Consider the following 24,038-nt stretch of genomic DNA (forward strand, 5'->3'; position numbering starts at 1 on the left):
TTTTCTTTATGGCTTCGGAACGCGCGGGGTTGGCGGATCATCCGGGTATTCTATTACGGCGGGCAGGGGTTCTGCCGGTCCTGTGACCTTGCTTTCGGTCATGGCGCGCACAGGTGCGGGCAGGACGCCGTTTTTGCGCAATACATCGCGCAGGGCCGCAATGGCATTGCCGGGTTTTTGCCCGCGAATGTAAATGCCGGCGCCGGGTTCCATCTTGCCCCGGCTTTCGATTGTAATGACATCGCCCTTTTTCACGTCTTCATAGGCGAAGGCATAGGTCGAAAAAGTTTCTGTTTCGCTGAACGGCATGCGGAATTGAAAGCCGGCGGGGGTCGTTACAATCGGCATAATCGTTAACCAGGAACCACCCGGTGTGGCGATGGTTAACCGGCTGAGTGTCATATCTTCCGGAACCACAAAGCTATATTTGTTGAACGCTTTGCGGCCGGTGCCGATTTTTTCATGGCTGTGGACCGACAGGAATTGCGCGGTGGCTTGCGTTGTTTGCAGGCCGTCGCGTTCCTTCAAGATGATCATGGTTTGAATGGCGTTGTTCCATGCCTTGGGGTTAATAATCCCGGCGCCGCATCGTTCGTGCCAAGGCAGCCCACCGCCATTGCTTGTGTAGTGTGCAGGCTGACCTTCAAAATTGGCTGGGTTGTTAGCGACTGAATGGTCCTTGTCATCTTTGAACATGCCAGGATTTTTGAAGTCCCATGGGTTACGATCCGCGCTCATCAAACCCGCCGCCATTATTTCCTCAAACGACAGGGCATCACCATACCATTCGGCCATTTGGCGATATGTTGCGGCCAGTGCCGGCGTTGCATTTGACGTTCCGTGATTTATTTCTCCGTCAAATGAAGGTGTGCGGTTGCAAATGTCTGCGGCAAAACTTGTGTAATGCGCAATCATTGGCCGCTCTGTCTCCATGTTTTTGGCTCTAAAATCAGCGCTTGCGCCAACCGTGACTGCGCGCGGGCCGTGTGTAATATATGATGTTTCGCCCATGCGTCCGCCGCCGGTAAACCAGTCATTCCCGTTGGCAATGAAATAGGTGATTTTGTTTTTTTGCTGTTGATCCAGGCTTTCGCGGAGTGCGATGAAGTCTATTGCGCCTTCGTAGCGTTCGACATTTTCTTCGGAAACGTGATCAGTGTCTTTTGCACTGCCTTGCGATGTGCTGAATACAATATTATCGGCGATTTTTGCGCCGTTATTGTTGAATAAGGCCGTGTGAATGTCACTGTTATCCTTCCGGATTTGGCGGAATGATGATTCGTATAGGTGGTGAAAGTTTTTTGTATCAACATTGGGGTTTAAGATCAGCGCTGATTTAACCGCCGTTGTAAAAACGATCACATGGTGATTTTTGATGGGTGAATTATCACCTTTGGATTCAACGGTCACCAGGTCCACTTCACGGTTTTTTGCGGTGGGTCCAGGTTCCAAGGCTTCCAAGGAGGACGATTTTGGTAATGATGGGATGGCGATTTTTGCAATGTTGGCGCCATTGTTCGTCAACATTTCACGTGTTAAATGCGTGTTGTTTTGTACAGCATCACGGGAATTTTGATTGCCAATGGTCAAGCGCGTATAGTTTTTTTCATCAACCAGTGACAATTCCTTGAGAATTTCAAGCGTCTTTCTGTCCATCGCCCAGTCGGCAATGCTGGTAAAATCTTTGTATTCTTTCTGCCACTTAGGGGCGTCGCTGTAAGTGAAGCCAAAGCTGTAAAGCCATTGGATGACGCTCAATATTTTGCGGACTCCATCAATGTGCTCCTGCTCAGATTTAAGAAATATTTCGACAGCTTCATCCATGATGGTCATGTCGTTGGATGTGATCTGGCGTTTATTTCCACCTTTTTCGAGCACTTTTTTCATCAATGCACTGGCGTTTGTGCCTGTGTCCCCTTTTTCAGCAAAAAGGGTATAGGCCACTTCGATCGGGCTCAGGATGTTCATGCCTTGCGTGATGCGCAGATGCGGGTTCGCGCCTTGATCCAGCGCGTTGATCGCGCTGTCGACCAACGCGGCAATATCCTGCGCCGGTTCATCGTCCTTTTGGAACAGCGCGGCCTTATAGGCTGTCAGCAAAGATTCATGCAGGACCTTGTCCTGTTCCGTGCGCACATCGTTTTTATTTTTTTGCGCGGTCTTGGCCACAGGTTGTTTGGCGGTTTGTGCGGCGGCGTCATTGAAAGCCAGGCTCAGACTTAAAACGGCCAATCCGGTTGCGGCGAGAGCAGAGCGCAGTGTGCGTGCGGAACCCATAATTTAAAAACTCCATACAATCTATATAACAACACGGCCGGGGCCGTGGGTGGGCACCATACAATAAATCTTCTGGAAAATGCAAAGGTTTAAAATTGTTTATTTTCAGTATGTTAATGTGAAAAACGCCCGGATCGCCGGGCGTTTTTTTGACGGGGCAGGCGGCGCCCGAACACGGGCCGGGCTTTTTGATTATCGTTCAAACCGCGACGGGTAAATCGGCGTCGGGGCGATGGGCTGGGGCCGTTGCAGATCGACGGGGTACATGAAATCGGATTCCTTGTCCCCAGTAATCGTTTTCAGTGGTTTGGGCAATGTGCCTACCGCCTGTAACGCGTCGCGCAGGGCGGCGATGCTGTTGCCCGTTGGCTGGCCGCGCAGGATGATGCCCGCCCCGGGGGCCAGCGGTTGCGTTGTGCGGATTGTGAACATGTCGCCCGCTTTCACATCTTCATAGGCGAAGGCGAAGGTGGACACGGTTTCGCTGAAAGATTTGGGCATCCACAAATCAAATCCGGCCGGGGTGCGCACAGCGATGTCGCCATGGGTGCCCAGAGGATGCGGGAATTTAAAGGTCAGTTTACCCAGTGTCATGTCTTCGGGCACGCGGACCTGATACACATATTCCGGTTTCTTGGCGTGGCCGACCGTGATACGGGCGGGTGTCGCCATGATGGTATGGCTGACGGGTGTGGCGGCTAGCCCCTTTTCCGCCTTTAAAACAAGCATTTTTTGAATGGCGGCGTGCCACGCCGGAACGTCCAGAATACCGGGGCCGCATCGGTCATGGTGCGGCAGGCCCCCGCCATTGGTGACGAATTCGGCCGGGGCGGATTGCAATGTGACTTCGGCTGGCGATCCAAACAGGCTTTGGAACGATCCGACATTTTCAAAATCGCGCACGTCGCGGCTGGCCGTCATCATGGCAGCGGCGATGATTTCCTCGAAATTCAGCTGGTCGCCATACCAGGACGCCATTTGCCGATACAAAGCGGCCGTTTCCGGTGTTGAAAACGATGTGCCGCTGAGCTGTTCACCCCGGCGGTTGGGCTGCTTGGCGCAGATATCGCCGCCAAAGCTGCTGTACGTGCTGATGACGTGGACGGGCTGATCTTTGGAATCCTTGGTCTTGTACATGCCGCTGGACCCGACGATGACCGCACGCGGGGAGTGCGTGGTGGAATAGCCCTGTATATACCGCCCGCCGCCGCTATACCAATCATTGCCCGCGGCCTGAAACACGATGGGTTTTGACGCGTCGAGACGTTTGATCACTGTATCTGTCGTGCGGTAAAGCAGCGTGTCTGTTGTGTGATAGACGCGTTTCTGATCACCCAGTTTTTCCGACCGGGTCATGCCCATAGAATGGGTAAAGACGACATTGTCCATCAACGGGGCCGCCGCGTTGTTAAACAGTGCGCGCAATATGTTGGATGTCTCCCCGCCCGGATAAAACATGATGGATTCCTCGATGGCGTGAAACCGTGTGAAATCCACCTTTGGATTGATGGCAAAGGCCGTGCCCGTGGCGGTGCGGAACGTGTCGGTGTGATGGTCCCCGGTATCGCCGGCGGGGCGTTCAACGACGATCAGGTCGACCGGTTTGTTGCCCGCCGTGGGTCCGGGAATGACCGGGGCCAGATGGGCGTGGCTGTCGTACAGATAGGGCACGATAATCAGCCGGTCGCGCGGGATGGCGGCGTGAACAGCCATGCCATTGATGCGGGCCAGATCGGCGGCGATCGTCGCCGTATCGGCATCGGGGCGGGCATATTCGGTGCCCACGCGCTTGGCAATTTTTTCGAAGCTGGTTGTGGTGTCCGTGTCACTCATAAAGACAAAGGCGTGTGCGGGTTTTGTATCAATTTCCTGACCCACCGCCACAGGAATGCGCAGAGTTTGTCCTGCGTGCGGGGGAAGCTTGCCTGTATTATGCGCGATGATGGCGCGACGGCTGTCTTCTGTATCGCGTGTGCCCATGATCGGGGCGAAACGTGCGGCCAGTGTATCCAGCGTATCACCGTCTTGAATCACATATTCAAAAGGTTTCAGCGGCAGGACGGCGGAAAAATCCAGCACTTTGGCCCCGTGATCGCGCAACAGATCCGCTGTGATCGTGGTGGCGGTGCGGGCGGCATGGGTCGCCGACGGGGTGCTGTAATGCAGGCGGTAGTAAGTGGCGTAATCAATCAGCCCGGCGCGCCAGAATTCTTCGGCGCTGGCCAGATTGTGAATGATGTCGGTCATGCGGGTTCCGGCCTGAATTTTAATGGTCTCTTCCGCATCTTTCAGGCTGAGCCCACCATCAATCAAGCGCTTCATCATCTTCAGGCTCAGGCGCAGGTCGGCGCGGGATTGATCCTGTGCGTCAATGACGGCCTTGACCGCGTGATCCATCGGCCCGCGTCCGCCGACATCCTGTGATTTGATATCGGCCCCGCGCTCCATCATGAAATCAAACAACTCCGTTGATTCCAACAGGCGCGATACCTGGAACATGGCGCTAAAAGCGGTGGAATAAGCCTCTTCCCCGACCATCAGCGCGCCGTAGCTGTTGTGGTTGATGTTGCCGCCGTCTTTAATCAGTGTTTTGATCAGGTCAATATTGCCCCGGACATGCGGGTCGTTTTTTGGGTTATAGGCCGGGTTGGCGTTTTTCTGTGTCAGCAAAAACTGCCCCAGAATCCCAACTTCGCGCGCCAGATCGTGATTTAATTTGAATTGTTTCTGGGCGGCGTCGGATTGCGTGGCCAGAGTTTGGGTTTGGGCTGCTGCATCGGCCTCTTCCAGTGCCGGATGGGCGACGCTGTTGAAGGACAGGCTCAAGGCCAGCGTGCTCAGGCCAGCGGAAGCAACGATAGTGCGAATATGTCGACGGTTCATCTTTAAAATCCACCTGGAAAGGCTGGCTTGGCGCCCGGGGCGTCGGGCAGGGGTTTGTGAATATTGACCGGCTGGGCATCCCCTGTGACGCTGTTCATCGTCATGGATTTCAACGGGGCGGGCAGGGTTCCATGGCCACGCAGATAATCACGCAACGCCGCGATTGAATTGCCCGGCGCGTGCCCGTTAAAGACGATGCCCGCCTCAGGGGCCAGCGGTTGCGTTGTTCGCAGTTCAAATACGTCGCCGGCTTTCACGTCTTCATAGGCAAAGGCGAAAGTGGACAAAACGTCCGTGTATGTCCGGGGTAACAGCATTTCAAACCCGGCGGGTGTGCGTACGACCACGTCGCTGTGGGCATTCTGGAATTGCGGCAACAGGAACGTCAGCTTGCCCAGCGTCATATCCGCCGGGGCGGGAATGCGGTACGTATATTCGGACACGTTGTTCGCGTCAGATCGGGTGAACGCGTTTTTGATGGTGACGCGCTGATGCGGCACCATATTGGCGGACAGGTTAAATTGCGCCTTTAACGACAAGACATTCTGCAGGGCCTGATGCCATGATTGGGGCTCCAATACGCCCGCGCCACAGCGTTCATGACGCGGCAAGCCGCCGCCATTGGTGGTGTAAAGCGCTGGCACGCTGTTCAACGTGGACAGGCTCGGGGGCAGGGATGCGGTATATTTCCCGATATTTTCTACGTCCAGAACGTCGCGGTCCGCGCTCATCAACCCGGCGGCCATGATTTCTTCAAAGCTTAAACGGTCGCCGTACCATTCGGCGAACTGGCGGTATTGCGCGGCGGTGGATGGGGTGGAAAACGACGTTCCCGTCATGATGTCCCCGCGGAAATTCGGCACACGTGCGCATACATCCGCCCCGTATGAACTGTAATGCGTCATCACGTGCATTTTAACGCCGGGGGCGGTGTTTTTGGTTTTGGCGATGGCGCTGGCCCCAATCAAGACAGATCGCGGTGAATGGGTCAGGGTGTATCCCTGCATATATCGTCCGGCACCATAGCTGTACCAGTAATTGCCCGCAGCGTTGAAGATGATCGGCTTCGCTTCGTTCAACGGGTCCAGCATCATGGCGATGGATTCGACGTTGCGGTCATTTGCGGTACGGGCCTGCCGCGCGTCATTGGCGGCACTTTCCTTGACTGCGGTACCCATGGAATGGGTGAACACAATACGGTTGTTGGGCGAATCCATGGAATCATTGCGCGTGTTGGCGCTGAACAGCGCGCGCAACGCATCCGGGATTTGTGCGCTCGGATAATCAATCGGCAGGGTCTCAATAGTGTGTATCCGGCGCAGATCCGCCGCCGGGTTTATGCCATAGGTCGTGCCCGCCGCAATCCGGTATGTATCACGATGGTGGGAGTCTTCGACCTTGATCGGCAGGGGGTTGCCCTCAATCACGAATAAATCAACCGGATTGCGCTTCGCGCTCGGGTCCGGTTGGATCAGCTTGACGTGGCTATGGCTGTCGTTGGTGTAGGGGAACAGTATTTTTTGCTCGGCATCCAGTTTGGTGTCGAGGGGCAGGTTGTTCATCGCCGCCAGTTCCGCCGCAATAGTGTTGATGGATGCGCCGGGGCGGTAATAATGCGCGGCGTTGCCCTCGGCCAGTAATTTAAAGGTGGCCCCCGTGCTGTATACACTGATTACGCTGATTTCGCGGCCCGGCGGCAGGGGAATCAGCACCGGCTGATTTGCGGCCAGTGGCGTGTCGTTGGCCTGCGCGATCAGGGTGCGGGCGTGGTTCAGATCAATTGCACCCATGACCGACGCAAAGCGCGCCGCGACGCTGTCCAGCGTATTATCCGCCGTCATTGTAACTTGAAAGGGGCCGCCGGGGCGCGAGCCGCTGAAGTCCGGTGTTTTGGCTCCGTGTTCCTGCAGGATTGCGGGCGTTATATTGTCCGTGTTCAAGAGCGCATCGCGCGCGGCATCCGACCCGATAATAATTTTTTTATAAACATCATCAGGCACCAGCCCATGATCGCGCAACACGCTCAACCCGAACAGGTTTTTCGCCGTGGCGGCGTAATCGCGATGCTCCACGCCTTTCAGTCTTTCGCGCGTGTCGTTCAGGGTCAGGCCCCGGGCCTCCAATGTCTGCACGATGCGCAACGCCGCTTCAACCTTTTCCCGGGACACAAGCTGGGCATCCTGCAGGTTGCTGACGGCGTAGTCCATGACACTCCACCCATCCGCGTCGATGGCGTTCAGGTCGGGATTTTTTGTCAGGATATGATCAAGAATTTCCGTCGTCATCATCATTGCTGACAGCTGAATGGCCGCGAACATCGGGCTGGACACGCTGGTTTTGCCCACACGCATGCCCTTTTCAATGCGGAAATTCGGGTTGGCCCCGCGATCCAGCAGGGATTTGATGGTGTCTATATTGATGCGGATATAATCGTCCGTGGCCGGATTGTAATTGGTGATGCTGCCCGTGCGCTCTTCAATCAATCGTCCCAGGGCGCGCATTTCAGCCGCCAAATCCATATTTAATTGATGGAGCGGATCAATCACCACGCTGAGCGGGGAAGTGCGCTGCGGCTGCAGGGTTGGCTCCGGCGTTTGCGGACGGTCCAGATTGTCACTGATAGGTGAAATGGCGGCGGCGTTAAACGCGCCCAGCAATGTTGCGAATCCCAGACCCGCGGCGGCCAAAAGCCGCGCCCGTTTTTGAGCGGAAGCCATTTTAAATAATCCCTGTTTTTACTTTTTTATTTTTTCAAGCAGAAACACTAGGAGGGATTGCCGGGGAATGCAAAAGCAAAAACCGGATTTTGGAATGGCTGGGTTGCAATGGATCGTTGTTATGAAAATAATTGGCGCGGCGTTTCATTTTTGTTCTTTAAAATCAGGCCGATAAAAATTTTTTTCGGGGAAATGTGAATTTGCGGCTGGGGAATCGGGTGGGAAAAGTCTATGATGTCAGTCAATTAAAACATGTCCTTCAAGGGACGTCTGGGATAGTCTGTGTAACATGAGAACTCTGTATCATCTTTGGCTTCACCCCTTTTCCCGGAAGGTGCGCATCGCACTGGCCGAGAAGAAGCTCGATTTCGAGCAGCGCATTGAAAAAGTGTGGGAACGCCGGACGGAGTTTCTGGCCCTGAACCCCGCGGGCGATGTGCCCGTGCTGGTCGAGGCCGATGGCACGACGCTCGCGAACTCTCAGGTCATCTGCGAATATCTGGAAGAAGTTTACCCCGAAATCAATCTGCTGGGCTTTGACCCGGCACAGCGCGCGGAAACGCGCCGCTTGGTCAGCTGGTTTGACGTGAAATTCAACCGCGAAGTCACCGACAACCTGGTCGGCGAAAAATTGATGAAGCGGTTTTTGAAATTGGGTGAACCGCACGGGCCGTCCATTCGCGCGGGCCACGCCAACATTCATTATCATTTGGATTATATCGGTTTTCTGACGGAAAAACGCCGTTGGTTGGCCGGTGAGAATTTTTCGTTGGCGGATGTTGCGGCGGCGTCGCATTTATCGGCCATCGATTATATCGGCGACGTTCCGTGGGATGAGCATCAAGCCGCCCGGGAATGGTACGCACGCGTTAAATCCCGGCCCAGCTTCCAGCCTCTGCTGGAGGATAGGATCCCCGGATTTACGCCTGTTGGCCACTACGAAAACGTAGATTTCTAAGATACAGTATCGGTCCGTTTTTGTCGGGGAGGGCGATGTCCTCCCGGGATCGGTGACTGCGCTTCACTGCGCACCAAAAAGAAGAATGTAGTAAATGACGGACAAAAAACTTTTTTGTTTTGGATACGGGTACACCGGTGACTATCTGGGTCAGGCTTTGAAAAAAGCGGGCGGATGGACCATTGCGGGAACAACGCGTGATCCGGAAAAGCGCCGCTTCCTGAAAAATCTGGGCGTGCGCGGTTATATGTTCGATTACACCCAACCGCTCGAAGACCCGCAATTGTTCCTCAAAGGAACCACCCACCTCTTGATCTCCACCCCGCCTGCGGATAATGGTGATCCCACCTTCCTGATGCACGAAGATGATATTCTGTCGATTCCGACGCTGGAATGGGTCGGTTATCTGTCATCGACATCGGTGTATGGCGACCGCGATGGCGAATGGGTCGATGAAAATTCCGAAGTGCGCCCATCCACCAAACGCGGGTCACGCCGCGCCCGGGCCGAGGCACAATGGTTGTCACTGGCGGGCCAAGGTGTTCCGGTGCATGTGTTCCGTCTGGCGGGCATTTATGGCCCCGGACGATCCGCGCTGGATTCCGTGCGTGCCGGTATTGCCCGCCGCATCGACAAACCCGGCCACGCGTTCAGCCGCATCCATATCGATGACATTGTGCAGGTGTTGATGGCGTCGATGGCGAAGCCCAATCCGGGCGCGATTTATAATTTGGCCGACGATTTGGCGGCCCCCAGCCATGCGGTGATTGCCGAGGCCTGTGACATGTTGGGCCTGACCCCGCCGCCGCTGATGAAATATGACGATGCCGACATGGCCCCGATTGCCCGCAGTTTCTATTCCGACAACAAGCGCATTAAAAACGACCGCATTAAAAACGAACTGGGCGTCGTCCTGAAGCATCCGACCTTTATGGAAGGGCTGCAGGATTGTCTGGCCAAGGAACAGGCGCACCGCTCCCGTATGGGTGCCTTTGCTGCCGCCGCCATGGGTGGAGCCCGCGAAGGGTAGATTTTTCAAGACGGATTGAGGGGCTTTAGGCCTCTATTTTTATGTTTATTTTCAATGCTTTGATGTGGTTCGCGCGCGAAAGTTTGTGCGGTCTTTGCGCTTTGTGCTACGACCATATTTCTGCAAAAAACGAAACGGGATTGGGTCATGGCCGGAGTGGGCGAAACATATTCATTGAGCGAAGATTATCTGCGCGGTGCGTTTGAACGCGCGCGGGCCGACAAGCAAGATTTCCTGATCACCTACACCTATGGCGAAGATGGTATGCCATGGGGCTATTGCCCGATGATCGACATTCACGAATCCTGCGTGGCTGTGACCAAGGACACGATGCGCCGCGAATTGCTGGGCGTTTATACGAAGCACGGCGTTCTGAATATCAGCCGTGTTTATGATTTGTCGTGCGATTTTGAAAATGCGTGTGGCGGTGTAGAAAAATTACCGTACGAAGTGGATGTGGCCGCCAACGATATCATCGTCAAAGTGGGGGCAGTCGAAGAGTGGCAGAACCAACCCTTCTGGAAGCGCTGGTTTACCAAGCCGAAAATATAAGGCTGTTTGATTAAATCAAATCATCGATGGGCGCGGGGAGGGATCCCTGCGCCTTCATCGCATCATAGGCATTGTAGGGCAGGCGGACGCTGACCGCTGTGCCGATGCCGACGGTGGATTCGATGTGCAACGTGCCGCCGTGCAGTTCGATCAATTCCTTGGTGATTGCCAGACCCAGTCCCGTGCCCTCATGCTTGCGCGTGTAGTGGGATGCGGCCTGTTCGAAGGGCCTCGTGACGTTTTTCAACTTGTTGGCCGGAATGCCGATGCCTGTGTCGGTGACTTTGATCAGCACGTAATCATCGCGTTCCATGCAATCCACGCGCACCGATCCGCCCGCGTCGGTGAATTTCACCGCGTTGGACAACAGGTTCAACAACACCTGCATCACGGCGCGGCGATCAGCGATGATTTGCAGATCTTCGTTCGCCATGTCGATGCTGACACGGATTTTGGCCTCGGTCGCGCGGCCCTCCATCATATGGACGGCCAGGCGAATGACCTTGGATACGTTTAATTCTTCCAGATCCAGCTCATATTTCCCGGCTTCGATCTTGGACATGTCCAGAATATCAGCGATCAAATCGAGCAGATGTTCGCCGCTTTCGCGGATACCGCCGATATAATCCAGATAGCGGTCCGACCCGATGGGGCCGAGCAACTGGCGCTGCATCATTTCGGAGAATCCGATAATGGCGTTCAACGGCGTGCGCAGTTCGTGGCTCATATTCGCCAAAAACTGGGATTTCGCGGCATAGGCGCGCTCGGCGGCTTCCTTGGCTTCGTGCAGGTCGCGTTCGTACAGGGTACGGTCGGTGACGTCCTGCATGATACCGAACAGGGAAATCACTTCGCCGTCCGCATCGTTTTCGCAACGGCCTTCGCACCGGATATAACGCACTTCGCCACTGGGGCGCAGGACGCGGAATTCCATTTCATATGGTTTTTGTTCGATGATCGCGCGCTGGAACGCCTGCAACAGGCGACCCACATCGCGGCGGTGGAGCAGGGCATTCACACTGTCCAACGTCGGATGAAATTCTTCCGGGTCGACACCGAAGATGCAGTAAATTTCTTCGGAAAAGATAATGTCGGTCGCGCCGACGATCCAGCGCCAGTGGCCCATATGGCCGATGGCTTGGGCTTCGCGCAGCATTTGTTGCTGGCGGAACAGGGCGTCTTCTTGTTTTTTAATGGCGGTGACGTTGCGGCCCACGCTGTAAATCGCGTCGCCGGACCGTTTGTTGCGCCATTCCATCCACAATGATGCGCCGTCGCGGGTCAGCATGCGGCATTCGAAATCTATGACATGGTCATGCACCGCGTCATCGGTCATCAAGGCACCAATGGCATTGCGCACCATGGCTTTATCTTCCGGGTGGATCGCGTCCAAAAAGCCCATGCGCTGCATCTGGCTTTCGGTGTAGCCCAGCGTATCGGCCATCACCGGGTTGATCCGGGTAAAACGGGCGCGCGTGTCGGATACGGCCATCAGGTCGGACGACATCGCCATGAAATGCGCGGTTTCATCATTCGTGTTTTGGGTGTTGCCATGTTTTGCGGTGGCATCATCGGCACGGGTTTTCCATTCATTCCCGGCAATCCGGTCCAGCAGGCGCGCGGCCATGTCGGTATCCAGGCCCGCATTGCGTGCGGTTTCACCATCGGTGCCCGAGGCGATAATCAATCCGCGGCCATCGGCCATTTTCAGGCGATCAAACTGGTACGGGCCGCGCACGGGGGGCAATGCATGGCCGGTCTGAATATCGACCAGATGCAATCCTTCGCGCAGGCTGGACAGAATAGCGTTCGCGTCATCGCGGCGTGCACCGAACATGGAGGTTGCATGAAACGCATCATCGGGCTCAGCAAAGGTGAAAACACTGGTCAGGGCCCGGCCAATCAGATCGGCGGGTTCAACACCGCAGAGCGCGGCAAAATCAGTCGTGGCAAAGAGGATTTTTCCATCCTGATCGGCGATCAGGCGCGGCACGCCGTCGTTCAGATCATCCAAGACCCGGTTTGCGACCTGTGCGGTCGCGGAGCCTGTCGGGGTTTGGGTGTCCTTTGGGGCCATTGATTTACCAACTTACGGGCCGTTTGGCCTCGTTATCCCTGTACAACTCACCGATTCGAATGGTTTCGAATCACATTTAACGCCTGCCATGATGACAGGCGGAGCGGGGCCTTTTCAACCAAAAGATTTTGGAAATTTGCGCGATTATTGAAAAAGATCGCTTGACGTTATGGATTTGGCTTGGGGAGTGACTGCACGCGATAAATCGCTTGCTCCACCACGGCGGCCACATGATCGGCATGATCCGGTGCATGTTGGTTCACATAGTTCATGATGGCGCAGAGTGTCGAGATCGGACGGGCCGGGGTCAGCGGCAAAGCCGGTGTATCCGCGCCATGGTGCAAGGCGCATTCATGGGTATTGGTGTCGATCGAAAAACACGCCCCACCCTCGTCCGGAGGCAGGCGGGTCAGCGCGTTGAGAACGTCGCGCAACGGCGTCAAATGATCCGGCAAATCCATGGTCTTGGCACACCCAGTTTTATTTTTTGATTATGGGAAAATATACATCTGGATGGTGCGGTGCGTCAAGTTTGTTGGGGGAGTGCCGTGAGTCATTTTGTTCCTCTTGTTCTGTTCCCCCTCCCAGAGGGAGGGGGTTAGGGGGAGGGGCGTATGTTGGAAATGAACGACGACCCGATCCCCCACCCCAGCCCTCCCCCTTTGGGGGAGGGAGCTTCAATGACGCACAACCAACGGAGAGGGAGCATAAAAAAGCGCCCTCCCCGAATGACGCGGGAAGGGCGCTTTTTAAAATTTTTCCAGCTTAATATTTCACGCCGCAGCCATAAGGTTGGCTGCTGGCGGTTTCCACCGGCTTCCCGGCGGCCAGATCGGCCAGCGCGGCGCGGACATAGTTTTTCGCCCCGGCGATGGTGGCGGGGTCCGCACTTTTGTTATCATCAATCGCACCGGCATAGACCAGCGTGCCTTCGCCATTGATCACAAACATATGCGGGGTCGTGCTGGCGCCATAGGCATGGCCGACGGTGCCGTCACCATCCAGCAGGTAAGCGGTGGATTTGAAACCATCGCGGGTGATGATCTCTTCGGCTTGGGCACCGGTCACGTGGCCTTGTTTGCCTTCCGCGCCGGAGTTAATCACCAGCCAGACCACGCCCTGGCCCGTGGCTTCTTCCTGCAGGGTCTGCATGTTCTTGCTGTCGTAATGCTTGCGCACGAACGGACATTCGGCGTTGGTCCATTCCAGCACAACGGTCTTGCCCTTGAAGTCGGACAGGTTATGCGATGTGCCCTTGGAATCGGTCAGGGTGAAGGCCGGTGCGGCCTCGCCCACCGTTGCGGCGGCGTGTGCGGGCAATGTCGGGGCAAACATCAGGGCTGCAACAGCCGCGGCGAGCAGGATTTTCATGGTCGGTCTCTCTCCATTTATGGTGGGGTTTAAACGCAGGACACTTACTCTTGATTGATCACGCCCGCTACGATGCCGGGTGTCAGGATTTGTGGCAAGACCACCGCATCCGGACGTGTGCCGTTTACAGCAGGCGGATAGTACACGTAGAGCGGAACGCCATTGCGTCCATAGGATTCCAGAAATTTTGTGATTTCCGGATTCTGGTTGGTCCAGTCGCCTTTCAGGTAGGCGATGTTCTTGGCCTTGAACAAATTCATCGTATCCATCGTGGCGATGGCGACGCGTTCATTGACCTTGCACGTAATGCACCATGCGGCGGTCATGTTGATAAACACGGCCTGATCGGTGGCCAGCAGTTCGTTCAGCCGCGCGGTGGTAAAGGGTTCGGATTCGCCATTGTGCATGGCGGTTGCGGCCATGGGGGCTTCGTCCATCATCGGTTTGGCCATCGGGGCGAAGGGCAACAAAGCCAGTGCCAGTGCAACCAATCCCAGAAGGGTGATGATGATGCGGCCCGTGCCTTGGTGCGGGCGGTGCGACAACATCCACAGCGCAAAGGCGATCAACACCATGCCCATCAGCGCGGCCAACACGCCGTGCGGTCCGCTTTGCAGGCTCAAAACCCAGATCAGCCAGACGGCGGACGCATACATCGGGAACGCCAAAAATTCGCGGAAGCGCAACATCCACGCCCCCGGTTTCGGCAAGGCCCGCGCCAGCGCCGGAACGAAGCACAGCGCCAGATACGGCAAGGCCAGCCCCAGCCCCAACGCCATAAAGACGGACAGGGCGATAACGGGCGGCTGCACCAGCGCATAGCCCAACGCCGCCGCCATAAACGGTGCGGTGCAGGGGGTAGCGACAATGGTGGCCAGCATGCCAGTGAAGAACGACCCGCGCAGACCCGATTGCCCCGCCAGTTTTTGTCCCACGCCCGCCAATTGTCCGCCAAATTCAAACACGCCGGACAAAGACAAGCCGATCACGAACAGCAGATAGGCCAGCGCCAGAATGACCTGCGGGTTCTGCAACTGGAACCCCCAGCCTATTTGCGCGCCGCCGGACTTCAGCGCAATCAACGCTCCGGCAATCACGCCAAAGCACAACAAGATGCCAGCGGTATAGGCCAGCCCATGCGCGCGGGCGTGGTTTTTTTCTTTCCCCTGCATCTGCACCAGCTTCAGCGCCTTCAGTGACAAAACCGGAAACACGCACGGCATCAAATTCAAAACCATGCCGCCCAGAAGCGCGAAGAGCAGAGCCTGCACCAAAGTGGTTGTCGGGGCGGGCGGCGGTGTAGTGACAGAAGTGGGTATGGCGGCCGTATTTGGCGCGGGGGATGCGGCGGTGGTAATCGTACCCGGTTCAATCGTGACGCTGTGGGCGCGGTCATTGGCGGTCAACACGACATCAAAGGCACCCAACTCCTCAATCGGGCGGGTGGTGTCGCGGGCCTGGCGAATGGTGATGGTGTTGTCGGTGGCCTCAATAACGGGGGCTGCATTGTTGATCACCGCGCCCCATTCATGTGGAAACAGGCGCAGCGCTGCCGTGTCGATTCCGGTCAGGGCCGCAGCGTCGTTGGCCGTGATGGTCACGATAAAGTCCTGATCATTGACGTTATACGTGCCGGTGGCATCCAGCGCGGTGGGCAATGCGGCCCGCGCGGCGGCGATGGCGGATTCATCCGCCGGGGTGTCCGTGCCATCCCCGGCATTCAATGTGATTTCATGGCTGGAAAACTCCGGGATGCAAATATCGTGGCACACCAGAATTTCAACATCGGCTTTAATCGTGATGGGCCCGGCGGGCAGGGTGGCGGGGATCGTGATGTCCTGCAACAAGGTTGCAGAATTTTCGTACCCGTAATTCATCAACCCGGCATACGGCACCGCATGCGGCGCGGGCCAGTGCAATGTGGTGGCGGTGAACCCATCGGGCAGGGTCCATGTGATATTGGGGGCCATACCGGAATCGCCGGGGTTGCGCCAATAGGTATGCCACCCGTCCTTGATGGTTTGTTCCACGGCGATCTGGATCGTGGTGCCTGCTTCAACCGGATTTTTTTCCGGGATCAGGCGGATATTGACGTTGGGGGCTGTGCTCGTCGGTTGGGCCTGTGCCGCCCCTGCGGGAACCGCCAGACTGAGGGCCAGCAGAGAGGCGAGGGTCAACAGGGGGCGGAAGCGCATGGTTAAGATCCTGATTTTTCCGGTAAAACACAAACGGCTTCAATAATGTAGCCTATTCCCGGCCGGGGGCAAGAGTCCGGGTGCGCTTGACTCTTATCATGGGGTGTAGAGAATACCCGCGGACCTTATGGGGGATCAGCAATGGGGCAGGCAAAAATGACCAAAACCGACCGGGACGCCGTTATCACCAAAAACGGGAACGGCCCGCTCTGGAGCCCTGATCGCGTCCGCCGCGACCGGTCCAGCCTGCACCATTTTATGGAACGCGCCGAAGTGCGCGCGGGTCAGGAATTTTCCGATTATGACAGCATCTGGCGCTGGAGCGTCGACAACACTGAATCATTCTGGGATCTGGTGTGGGATGCGTGCGGGGTGATCGGGGATAAGGGTGCGACCATTCTGCAAGATGGCGACCGGATGCCCGGCGCTACGTTTTTCCCCGATGCGCGCGTGAACTACGCCGAAAATCTGCTGCGCCGTCGCGATGATGCGGTCGCCATGATCTTCCGCAATGAAAAGGGCGAGGAACGCCAGCTTTCCTTCAATGATGTTTACGACCTGTCCTCCCAAATCGCGCAGGCCTTGCACCATGCGGGTGTGGGCGAAGGGGACCGCGTGGCGGCCTTTATGCCCAACACGCCGGAAACCATTATCGCCATGCTGGCCGCGACGTCGCTGGGCGCGATCTGGTCCTCGGCCTCGCCCGATTTCGGGGTGCAGGGGTTGGTGGATCGGTTCGGCCAGATTGAACCGAAGGTTTTGTTCGCCGTTGATGCCTATTACTACAACGGCAAAACGGTGGATTGTCTGCACCGCGTGGCCGAGGTGCAGCCGCGCCTGCCGGGCTTGCAATGCACGGTGATTGTTCCGTTCGTGAATCCCAATCCGGATCTGACGGGTTTGGATCGGGCTGTCACGTTGGGTGATTTTGTCGCCCCGTTCGTGCCGCGCGATATGTATTTCAACCGCGTGGCGTTTAATCACCCGCTGTTTATCATGTTTTCGTCCGGCACGACGGGCATCCCCAAATGCATCGTGCATGGCCATGGTGGCACGCTGATCCAGCATTTGAAGGAACATCAACTGCAATGCGATATTGGTGAGGGGGACCGCGTGTTCTACTTCACCACCTGTGGCTGGATGATGTGGAACTGGCTGGTATCGGCATTGGCCTCGGGTTGCACGCTGATGCTGTTTGACGGGTCGCCGTTCTACCCGAATGGCAAGACGCTGTGGGATTTCGCCGAAAAACATTCCTGCACCTTGTTTGGTACGGCGGCGAAATATATCGACGCGCTGAAGGCCGCGGGCCTGCGCCCCGGGGATGAGCATGATTTATCTGCCCTGCGCGTGATAACCTCGACCGGGTCGCCGTTGGTGCATGAATCGTTCGATTATATTTACGATGCAATCAAGAAAGACGTGCATCTGGCGTCCATCTCCGGCGGGACGGATATTATTTCCTGCTTCGTGCTGGGCAATCCGCTCTCTCCCGTCTGGCGCGGGGAAATTCAGGGGCCGGGCCTGGGTATGGCCGTGGATGCGTTTGACGAAGATGGCAAACCCATTCCGGCGGGCGCGGGTTCGGGCGAACTGGTCTGCACCAAACCCTTCCCGTCGATGCCGGTGATGTTCTGGAACGATCACGATGGCGCGAAATATCACGCGGCCTATTTCGAACGGTTTGACAATGTCTGGTGCCATGGCGACTGGATCGAACGCACCAATCATGGTGGCTTTATCATTCATGGCCGATCGGATGCGACCCTGAACCCCGGCGGCGTGCGCATTGGCACCGCGGAAATTTATCGCCAGGTGGAACAAATCCCCGAAGTCATCGAATCCATCGCCGTGGGTCAGGATTGGGACAATGACGTGCGCGTCGTTTTGTTCGTGCGCCTGCGTGATGGTGTGACGTTGAGTGGCGAACTGGCCGACCGGATCAAGGCACAAATCCGCGCCGGGGCCTCACCGCGTCACGTTCCCGCGCGCATCATCGCCGTCACCGACATTCCCCGCACCAAATCTGGCAAAATCACCGAACTGGCCGTGCGCGACATCATCCATGGGCGTAAGGTGAAGAATGTCGAAGCCCTGGCCAACCCCGAAGCGTTGGATTTGTATAAAGACCTTCCGGAATTGAAAGCGTAAGAAAAGGGGGCGGGTCAAATCACCTTTTTTATCGCCCGATGGTCCGTGAGCGGTGCGGATCAGGGGTGCGTTTTGGATATGGGTGGTGAAATATCGTGCTTTTTCAAATGATTGGCGAGGTCGCTTATAAAAATCAAGCGTATGACGCTATAAAATCCTAAGAATTCCTTTGACTCATTCTTAGGGTTTTCCCTATAAAACGAATATCAGGTCACGGCGGACGTTTTAAAAGATCGGCTGGACCGCGATACGATGAACCGGGCAAATGCCGGTTTAGAGTTGGTGTGAAAAAGAAAAACAAAGGGTGTAAGGCGCTATGGTGGCTCTGCCTCCGCGCGATGGTAACGGACAATTGCTTTCCGGTCTGAATGACCGCGATGCATCAAAAACCGCGCCGTTTATGCGCCCGATCCTGAATGACATTCATCACAATCCCGGTGCCGAAATCGTCCGCTATGCGCGCGGACGCGACAATATGATCGCGCTCAGCATGGGCGAAGGCGATGCGCCGACGCCGGATTTTATTATCCGCAGCGTTCAAGATGCGTTGGGCCGTGGTGAAACATTTTATTCCCCGCCGCTGGGCCGTCCCGAATTGCGCCAGGCTTTGTCCGCGTATTATCTGCGCCATTACGGCCACGATATTCCGATGGAGCGTTTTTTTGTAACGCCATCGGGCACGTCGGCGGTGCATCTGGCGCTGGCCGCCGTGTTGGAAAAGGGTGACGAAGTCATCGCCGTTGTGCCGATGTGGAAAAACCTGCTCGGCGCGATGCGTTTGCAACAGGCAGATATTAAACCGGTTTATCTGGATCTATCGGCGGATGGTCAGGACTGGGTCCTGAATGTTGAACGCCTGTTCGATGCGGTGAGCCCGAACACGCGCGCCATCGTCATCAATTCCCCGAACAACCCGACCGGATGGATCATGACCACCGATCAAATGCGCGCCGTGATGGATTTTGCCCGCGCGCGCGGCATCTGGGTGATTTCGGATGAAGTGTATAGCCGTATGGTCTATGGCGTATCCTGCGCCCCCAGTTTTCTGGATGTGGCGGAACCCGATGATCGCTTGCTGGTGATCAACAGCTTCTCCAAAAACTGGGCTATGACGGGCTGGCGTTTGGGCTGGCTGATCGGGCCGAAAGAGGCCGAGCAGAAGATTTACGATCTGGTCCTGTATGATTCCCTGTGCCCGAATACGTTCACGCAATTCGGCGCGATCGCCGCATTGGAGCAGGGCGAGGATTTCATTGCAGAGCAAAAAATCCGCTACGAACATAACATGCAGATCGTGCAAAGTTATTTCGACGATATTGGCGGCATCATTGCCCCGCGCACGCGCATGGGTTTTTACAGCTTTTTCAAGGTTGATGGTCATGAAGATTGCATGGCGTTGGCCCGCAATCTGGTTGATCAGGCCGGGCTTGTTCTGGTGCCGGGTTGCGCCTTCGGTGAAAATGTGAAAGGTTTCATGCGGATGTGCTTTGCCGTTTCTGAACCGCGCCTGCGTCTGGCGCTGGACCGGTTTGCAACGGCCATAAAGCGCTAAGGATCACCCTTAGACGACAAAGGTTCCCCTCCGTATGATGCGCGGTTTCTTTGGTGTTGGTGTGCAAAGCATCAGCAAAGAACAAAATCTTGGCAATCTGGTTCGGACCACCCATGCCTTTGGCGGGTCGTTTTTCTTTACCATCAAACCGGACATTGATCTGGATCTGGTCCGCGTGTCGGATACGTCCGATGCGTTCGATCATCTGCCGTTGTACAATTTTGACTCGGTCGACAATTTGCGCCTGCCCGCCGGATGCCAGTTGGTGGGGGTGGAACTGACGGATGAATCCATTCCGTTACCGTCCTTTCGCCATCCCACACGGGCGGCCTATGTGCTGGGGCCGGAGATGGGCAGCCTGTCGCCTGACCTGCTCGCCAAATGCGACCATGTCATCCGCATTCCCATGAAATTCTGTGTCAATGTCGGGGTGGCCGGGGCGATTGTTATGTATGACCGGATGGTGTCGCTGGGTCGGTTTGCGGATCGCCCCGTTGCGGCAGGTGGGCCGATGGATGCCCATCTGGGCAACATGCCGGCGCCCGTCTGGCAACCGCGCCGGGTTATTCGCCATCCGCTAAAAGGGCGGAAAGTGACGGAATAGGTGGCTTGTATGCCGCCCTGTGTTTTTCGGTTGCCAAGGCGGCCCGATTCTCTACACTGGTCCCGAGTTAGTCCCATGATCGCAAAGGATGATTTGAACCATGCCGATGCCGCGCGCTTCTTTGTTTCTGTTTTCTCTGGCTCTTGTTTCCGGTTTGACGCTGGCCGCCCCGGCGGCGCAGGCGCAGAACCCGGTTGAACTGGGCGTCCACGGAAACTGGACGGCCTATCGGATTGACGAAACCGGGGGCAAGGTCTGCTACATGGCGGCCCAGCCGGACAAGGCCGAGGGCAAATATAACCGCCGTGGCGAAATCTTCGCCCTGATCACGCACCGCCCGGCCGAAGGCAGCCGCAACGTTTTCAGCTATATCGCTGGCTATGAATACAAGCCGGGCAGCGACGTGACGGTGACGATTGACGGTCAGTCTTATACCCTGTTCTCACAGGATGACACGGCCTGGGCTCCGGACGCGGCAACGGACGAGAAAATCGCCAATGCCATCCGCAAGGGGTCCAAAATGGTGGTCAAGGGGCGGTCCAGCCGCGACACGGCCACCACCGATACCTTTATCCTGAAGGGGTCGGGCGCGGCTCATGACGCGATCAATGAGGCCTGTGCGAAATAAGAATTCTCTTGAGATAAAATTGGCTAAAAAGGCGCGGGTTTCCGCGCTTTTTTATGTTCTGTTGCGGCGCAAGCCATTGAAATTAGACGGCATTTTATCGAATCCCATCATTTTGTTAACGCGTTGTGGATAAGATTAGGAAATAAGGCGATTTTGGGGCCGTTTTGGGGCGGCTCTACACAAAAAAGCCCTTTGGATAAAAGGGTTAACGCCCTTATAAAGCGGTTGTTCGCCCCCTGGCGCTATGCTAACTCTGAGGGGCGAAATTAATGAAGTGTTAACGATTTGGGGTCATACGTATCGTCGCATTTTGGGGCATCTGGCCTCGACCTGGCGACCGATCCCAACCAACCAGGAGGATAGAACGCGTTCCCGCCTTGCCGGAATGTGTGTCGGTGACGACGCACGGACAAACGGGGATCGGATCTTGACCCAATGCCACAACTTAAAAAACGCTCGAATAAAATCCTGTCCATGATCCCGCCCGTTGCGGTGCAAGATGTCTTGCACCGTTTGAACCGTTACCTGCCATTGCGTCACCGCCATGTGCTGACCCGGAACAACACGGTGCGCCTGCGCTATGTCGCGGGTCCGGTTTGCGCTGTGGTCATGGTGGGTCTGGTTTTTTCCGCGCTGGGTAATCCGGCGCAGGGAATCTCGTCTGAACTGACGGCGCAGGCCTATGCCAATCTTGAACCCGCCGCCGGTGGTGAGCGTCAGGATGGTGAAGAAGGTCTGGTGACCCAATTGGCCGCGACGCAGAAACGTCTGCAACGCTATACGGCCGCCTCTTACACGATGGACCCGGGCCAGACCGTTGCCATCAATCGGGCCGCGACCCTCGCGCCCAAGGAAAAACAAGTTAAAATCGCCCCGGGCGACACCCTGACGGGCGCGTTGTTGCAGGCGGGCCTGTCCGATAAAGATGCCTATGGCGTGGTGCAGGCCATGAAACAACACGTCAACCCGCGCTCGATCCGCCCGGGTCAGGTGTTGCAGGTGCGCTTTGATCAGGGTGAAGGCGACGTCAAGCCGCTGGCGCAGGTCAGCATGGCGATGGACGCACTGAAAACCATCACCGTCGCCCGCGCGGCCACCGAAGAGGCCGGGTTCAAGGTTGATGTGAGCGAGAAAAAGGTCGTCAAAAAACTTTATACCCAGGCGGCGGATATTTCCGTGTCGGTTGTGGGCGCGGCGGCCAAGGCGGGCATTCCGTCTGCGGTCGTGAACGAAGCGATCCGGATTTATTCCTGGGACGTCGACTTCCAGCGTGACATTCGCCAAGGCGATAAAATCGAAATCACCTACGAAGCGTATGAAACCGAAGACGGCCAGCGTGTGAAAACGGGCGATGTCCTGTACACCCAATTGTCGGTCAGCGGCATCGACATCCCGCTCTATCGTTATGAAACCAGCGAAGGGCGCGTGGATTATTTCCAGCCGAATGGCCGGTCCATCCGCAAGACGCTGATGAAAACCCCGATTGATGGGGCGCGTATTTCATCCGGCTTCGGTGTGCGTCGTCACCCGGTTCTGGGCTATACCAAAATGCACAAGGGCATGGACTTCGCTGCACCAACCGGCACGCCGATTTATGCCGCCGGTGATGGTGTGATTGAAAAGGCCGGGAAGTTTTCCAGCTTCGGCAACTATGTCCGCATTCGTCACAATGCCCAGCTGAAAACCGCCTATGCCCACATGAGCCGCTTTGCCAAGGGTATCACCCCGGGCACCCGTGTCCGTCAGGGACAGGTGATTGGCTATGTCGGCACCACGGGCCGCTCCACGGGCCCGCATTTGCACTATGAAGTCCTGGTCAACGGTGTGCAGAAAAACCCGCGCAGTCTGGATTTGCCCACGGGGGAAACGCTGGACGGCGAAGACATGCGCCTGTTCAAAGCCCACGTGAAGCAGATGGATCGCGACATTTCCAACGGCCGCGCACTGCGTTATGCGCGCAACACGGCCTCAACCGCGCAGTAAGCGGATATGAATTAAAAAGGCCCCGGTGTTTGCCGGGGCTTTTTGTTTTTTGAACCACGAATGGACACGAATGACGCGCCTTATTTCATTCGTGTTTATTCGTGTCCATTCGTGGTTTTCGTCTTAATACCCGCGTTCAAAATCCACCAACCCCGGCGGCTCTTCGCCACGGTCCAGCATCATGATCGCCTGACGAATGGCGGCCACGCCGGTTTCGGGAATGGTGATCGCGGCGATGTGGGGGGTGACCAGAATGCGCGGGTGGGACCAGAATGCGTGGTCGGCGGGCAGGGGTTCGGTCCGGAACACATCCAGCGCCGCCATGCGCAATTGCCCGCTGTCCAGTGCGGGGATCAAATCGTCTTCGACCAGATGCTTGCCGCGCGCAGCGTTGATCAGGCAGGCGCCGCGCGGCAATTGCGCGAACACATCGCGGTTCAGAATGTTTTCCGTGTCGGGGGTCAAAGGCAGAAGGCAGACCAGAATGTCGCACCCTTTCAGGAAGGCGGGCAGCTGATCCTGCCCCGCATAAACACCCACACCGTCAATGGCGTGGCGTGTCCGGGCCCAGCCGCGCACGCGGAAACCGAGGGCGGCCAATGCGCGGGCGCAGGCCCCACCCATTTCCCCCAGCCCCAGTATGCCGACCACCCGGTCCTTGGCCAGTGTCGGCATGATCCCGCCCCATGGAATGGACGCCCCACCCGTTTGCACCAGATCATGGTCGCGGTGAAAACGCAGGACATAGCTGGTCACATAATCCACCATGCCGGATGACAGGCCCGGTTCGATCATGCGGATCAGTTTGGCGGGATGGGGGAATTCGGGGTGACCGATATATTGGTTCACACCCGCCGACAGCGATAAAACCGCGCGCAAATTCGGGTACGCATCACGGTCGCCCGGGAACATTTTCCACGCCACCATGTGCGTGATATCGGATGGATTGCCAACGTCGGGCCAGATGCGCATATCCAGATCGGCCAGGCCAGCGCGCAGTGCGGGAACCCAATGCGGGTTATCAACAGAATAAACAGGGCGAAAGAGAATCGCCATCTCG

Annotated in this window: 16 protein-coding genes; 8 read left to right on the top strand and 8 right to left on the bottom strand. The window is 56.5% G+C overall.

The genetic code is table 11. The features are described from left to right. Positions 1-6 precede the first annotated feature (6 nt). From MICA_RS01040 to MICA_RS01050, 3 genes are all read right to left on the bottom strand, one after another. Entirely contained in the window at positions 7-2,277 is a 2,271-nt protein-coding gene (locus MICA_RS01040) for a hypothetical protein (protein WP_014101791.1), read from the bottom strand. 192 nt (positions 2,278-2,469) lie between these two features. Continuing rightward, positions 2,470-5,160, bottom strand: coding sequence for a S8/S53 family peptidase (locus MICA_RS12290; RefSeq protein WP_014101793.1), 2,691 nt, complete (start codon positions 5,158-5,160; stop codon positions 2,470-2,472). A 2-nt stretch (positions 5,161-5,162) separates the two neighbouring features. Continuing rightward, positions 5,163-7,877 carry an ankyrin repeat domain-containing protein gene (locus tag MICA_RS01050; protein WP_014101794.1) on the bottom strand — a complete coding sequence of 905 codons (2,715 nt, stop codon included), beginning with the start codon at positions 7,875-7,877 and terminating at the stop codon, positions 5,163-5,165. A 289-nt stretch (positions 7,878-8,166) separates the two neighbouring features. Between MICA_RS01050 and MICA_RS01055 the strand changes: the two genes are divergently transcribed. The 3 genes from MICA_RS01055 (at position 8,167) to MICA_RS01065 (ending at position 10,417) form a co-directional block, all read left to right on the top strand. Further along, positions 8,167-8,835, top strand: a complete 669-nt coding sequence (locus MICA_RS01055; protein WP_049782074.1) for a glutathione S-transferase family protein — start codon at positions 8,167-8,169, stop codon at positions 8,833-8,835. A 94-nt stretch (positions 8,836-8,929) separates the two neighbouring features. Continuing rightward, positions 8,930-9,865 carry an SDR family oxidoreductase gene (locus MICA_RS01060; protein ID WP_014101797.1) on the top strand — a complete coding sequence of 312 codons (936 nt, stop codon included), beginning with the start codon at positions 8,930-8,932 and terminating at the stop codon, positions 9,863-9,865. 147 nt (positions 9,866-10,012) lie between these two features. After that, a complete protein-coding gene (locus tag MICA_RS01065) occupies positions 10,013-10,417 on the top strand; it encodes a hypothetical protein (protein WP_014101798.1) in 405 nt (134 codons plus the stop codon). Positions 10,418-10,427: 10 nt separating this feature from the next. Here the strand turns inward: MICA_RS01065 and MICA_RS01070 are convergent, their stop codons facing one another. The 4 genes from MICA_RS01070 to MICA_RS01085 form a co-directional block, all read right to left on the bottom strand. Continuing rightward, a complete protein-coding gene (locus MICA_RS01070) occupies positions 10,428-12,494 on the bottom strand; it encodes a sensor histidine kinase (RefSeq protein ID WP_014101799.1) in 2,067 nt (688 codons plus the stop codon). 167 nt (positions 12,495-12,661) lie between these two features. Next, complete coding sequence (locus MICA_RS01075) at positions 12,662-12,955, bottom strand: hypothetical protein (RefSeq protein WP_014101800.1); 294 nt, start codon at positions 12,953-12,955, stop codon at positions 12,662-12,664. A 304-nt stretch (positions 12,956-13,259) separates the two neighbouring features. Continuing rightward, positions 13,260-13,865, bottom strand: coding sequence for a thioredoxin family protein (locus MICA_RS01080; protein WP_014101801.1), 606 nt, complete (start codon positions 13,863-13,865; stop codon positions 13,260-13,262). Positions 13,866-13,909: 44 nt separating this feature from the next. Beyond that, the gene (locus tag MICA_RS01085; RefSeq protein WP_014101802.1) at positions 13,910-16,060 is read right to left on the bottom strand and encodes a protein-disulfide reductase DsbD family protein; all 2,151 of its coding nucleotides are present in this window, start codon (positions 16,058-16,060) and stop codon (positions 13,910-13,912) included. A gap of 156 nt (positions 16,061-16,216) precedes the next feature. Between MICA_RS01085 and MICA_RS01090 the strand changes: the two genes are divergently transcribed. From MICA_RS01090 to MICA_RS01110, 5 genes are all read left to right on the top strand, one after another. Continuing rightward, a complete protein-coding gene (locus tag MICA_RS01090; protein WP_041794158.1) occupies positions 16,217-18,211 on the top strand; it encodes an acetoacetate--CoA ligase in 1,995 nt (664 codons plus the stop codon). Between the two features lie 316 nt (positions 18,212-18,527). Continuing rightward, positions 18,528-19,763 carry a pyridoxal phosphate-dependent aminotransferase gene (locus MICA_RS01095; protein ID WP_014101804.1) on the top strand — a complete coding sequence of 412 codons (1,236 nt, stop codon included), beginning with the start codon at positions 18,528-18,530 and terminating at the stop codon, positions 19,761-19,763. 37 nt (positions 19,764-19,800) lie between these two features. Then, positions 19,801-20,367 carry an RNA methyltransferase gene (locus tag MICA_RS01100; protein ID WP_014101805.1) on the top strand — a complete coding sequence of 189 codons (567 nt, stop codon included), beginning with the start codon at positions 19,801-19,803 and terminating at the stop codon, positions 20,365-20,367. A 100-nt stretch (positions 20,368-20,467) separates the two neighbouring features. Beyond that, complete coding sequence (locus MICA_RS01105; RefSeq protein ID WP_014101806.1) at positions 20,468-20,995, top strand: invasion associated locus B family protein; 528 nt, start codon at positions 20,468-20,470, stop codon at positions 20,993-20,995. A 435-nt stretch (positions 20,996-21,430) separates the two neighbouring features. Beyond that, a complete protein-coding gene (locus tag MICA_RS01110; protein WP_014101808.1) occupies positions 21,431-22,978 on the top strand; it encodes a M23 family metallopeptidase in 1,548 nt (515 codons plus the stop codon). Between the two features lie 123 nt (positions 22,979-23,101). On the opposite strand, the gene MICA_RS01115 is transcribed toward MICA_RS01110, so the two are convergent. After that, positions 23,102-24,034 carry a 2-hydroxyacid dehydrogenase gene (locus MICA_RS01115; RefSeq protein WP_014101809.1) on the bottom strand — a complete coding sequence of 311 codons (933 nt, stop codon included), beginning with the start codon at positions 24,032-24,034 and terminating at the stop codon, positions 23,102-23,104. Positions 24,035-24,038 lie beyond the last annotated feature (4 nt).

This window comes from Micavibrio aeruginosavorus ARL-13, from assembly GCF_000226315.1.
GTDB classification, from domain to species: Bacteria; Pseudomonadota; Alphaproteobacteria; order Micavibrionales; family Micavibrionaceae; genus Micavibrio; species Micavibrio aeruginosavorus_B.

Bases quoted from the DNA above. Each gene is read 5' to 3' on its own strand.
- MICA_RS01050 (WP_014101794.1), bottom strand. From the start codon at position 7,877: ATGGCTTCCGCTCAAAAACGGGCGCGGCTTTTGGCCGCCGCGGGTCTG.
- MICA_RS12290 (WP_014101793.1), bottom strand. From the start codon at position 5,160: ATGAACCGTCGACATATTCGCACTATCGTTGCTTCCGCTGGCCTGAGC.
- MICA_RS01070 (WP_014101799.1), bottom strand. From the start codon at position 12,494: ATGGCCCCAAAGGACACCCAAACCCCGACAGGCTCCGCGACCGCACAG.
- MICA_RS01065 (WP_014101798.1), top strand. From the start codon at position 10,013: ATGGCCGGAGTGGGCGAAACATATTCATTGAGCGAAGATTATCTGCGC.
- MICA_RS01040 (WP_014101791.1), bottom strand. From the start codon at position 2,277: ATGGGTTCCGCACGCACACTGCGCTCTGCTCTCGCCGCAACCGGATTG.
- MICA_RS01110 (WP_014101808.1), top strand. From the start codon at position 21,431: ATGCCACAACTTAAAAAACGCTCGAATAAAATCCTGTCCATGATCCCG.
- MICA_RS01105 (WP_014101806.1), top strand. From the start codon at position 20,468: ATGCCGATGCCGCGCGCTTCTTTGTTTCTGTTTTCTCTGGCTCTTGTT.
- MICA_RS01100 (WP_014101805.1), top strand. From the start codon at position 19,801: ATGCGCGGTTTCTTTGGTGTTGGTGTGCAAAGCATCAGCAAAGAACAA.
- MICA_RS01085 (WP_014101802.1), bottom strand. From the start codon at position 16,060: ATGCGCTTCCGCCCCCTGTTGACCCTCGCCTCTCTGCTGGCCCTCAGT.
- MICA_RS01095 (WP_014101804.1), top strand. From the start codon at position 18,528: ATGGTGGCTCTGCCTCCGCGCGATGGTAACGGACAATTGCTTTCCGGT.
- MICA_RS01080 (WP_014101801.1), bottom strand. From the start codon at position 13,865: ATGAAAATCCTGCTCGCCGCGGCTGTTGCAGCCCTGATGTTTGCCCCG.
- MICA_RS01060 (WP_014101797.1), top strand. From the start codon at position 8,930: ATGACGGACAAAAAACTTTTTTGTTTTGGATACGGGTACACCGGTGAC.
- MICA_RS01075 (WP_014101800.1), bottom strand. From the start codon at position 12,955: ATGGATTTGCCGGATCATTTGACGCCGTTGCGCGACGTTCTCAACGCG.
- MICA_RS01115 (WP_014101809.1), bottom strand. From the start codon at position 24,034: ATGGCGATTCTCTTTCGCCCTGTTTATTCTGTTGATAACCCGCATTGG.
- MICA_RS01090 (WP_041794158.1), top strand. From the start codon at position 16,217: ATGACCAAAACCGACCGGGACGCCGTTATCACCAAAAACGGGAACGGC.
- MICA_RS01055 (WP_049782074.1), top strand. From the start codon at position 8,167: ATGAGAACTCTGTATCATCTTTGGCTTCACCCCTTTTCCCGGAAGGTG.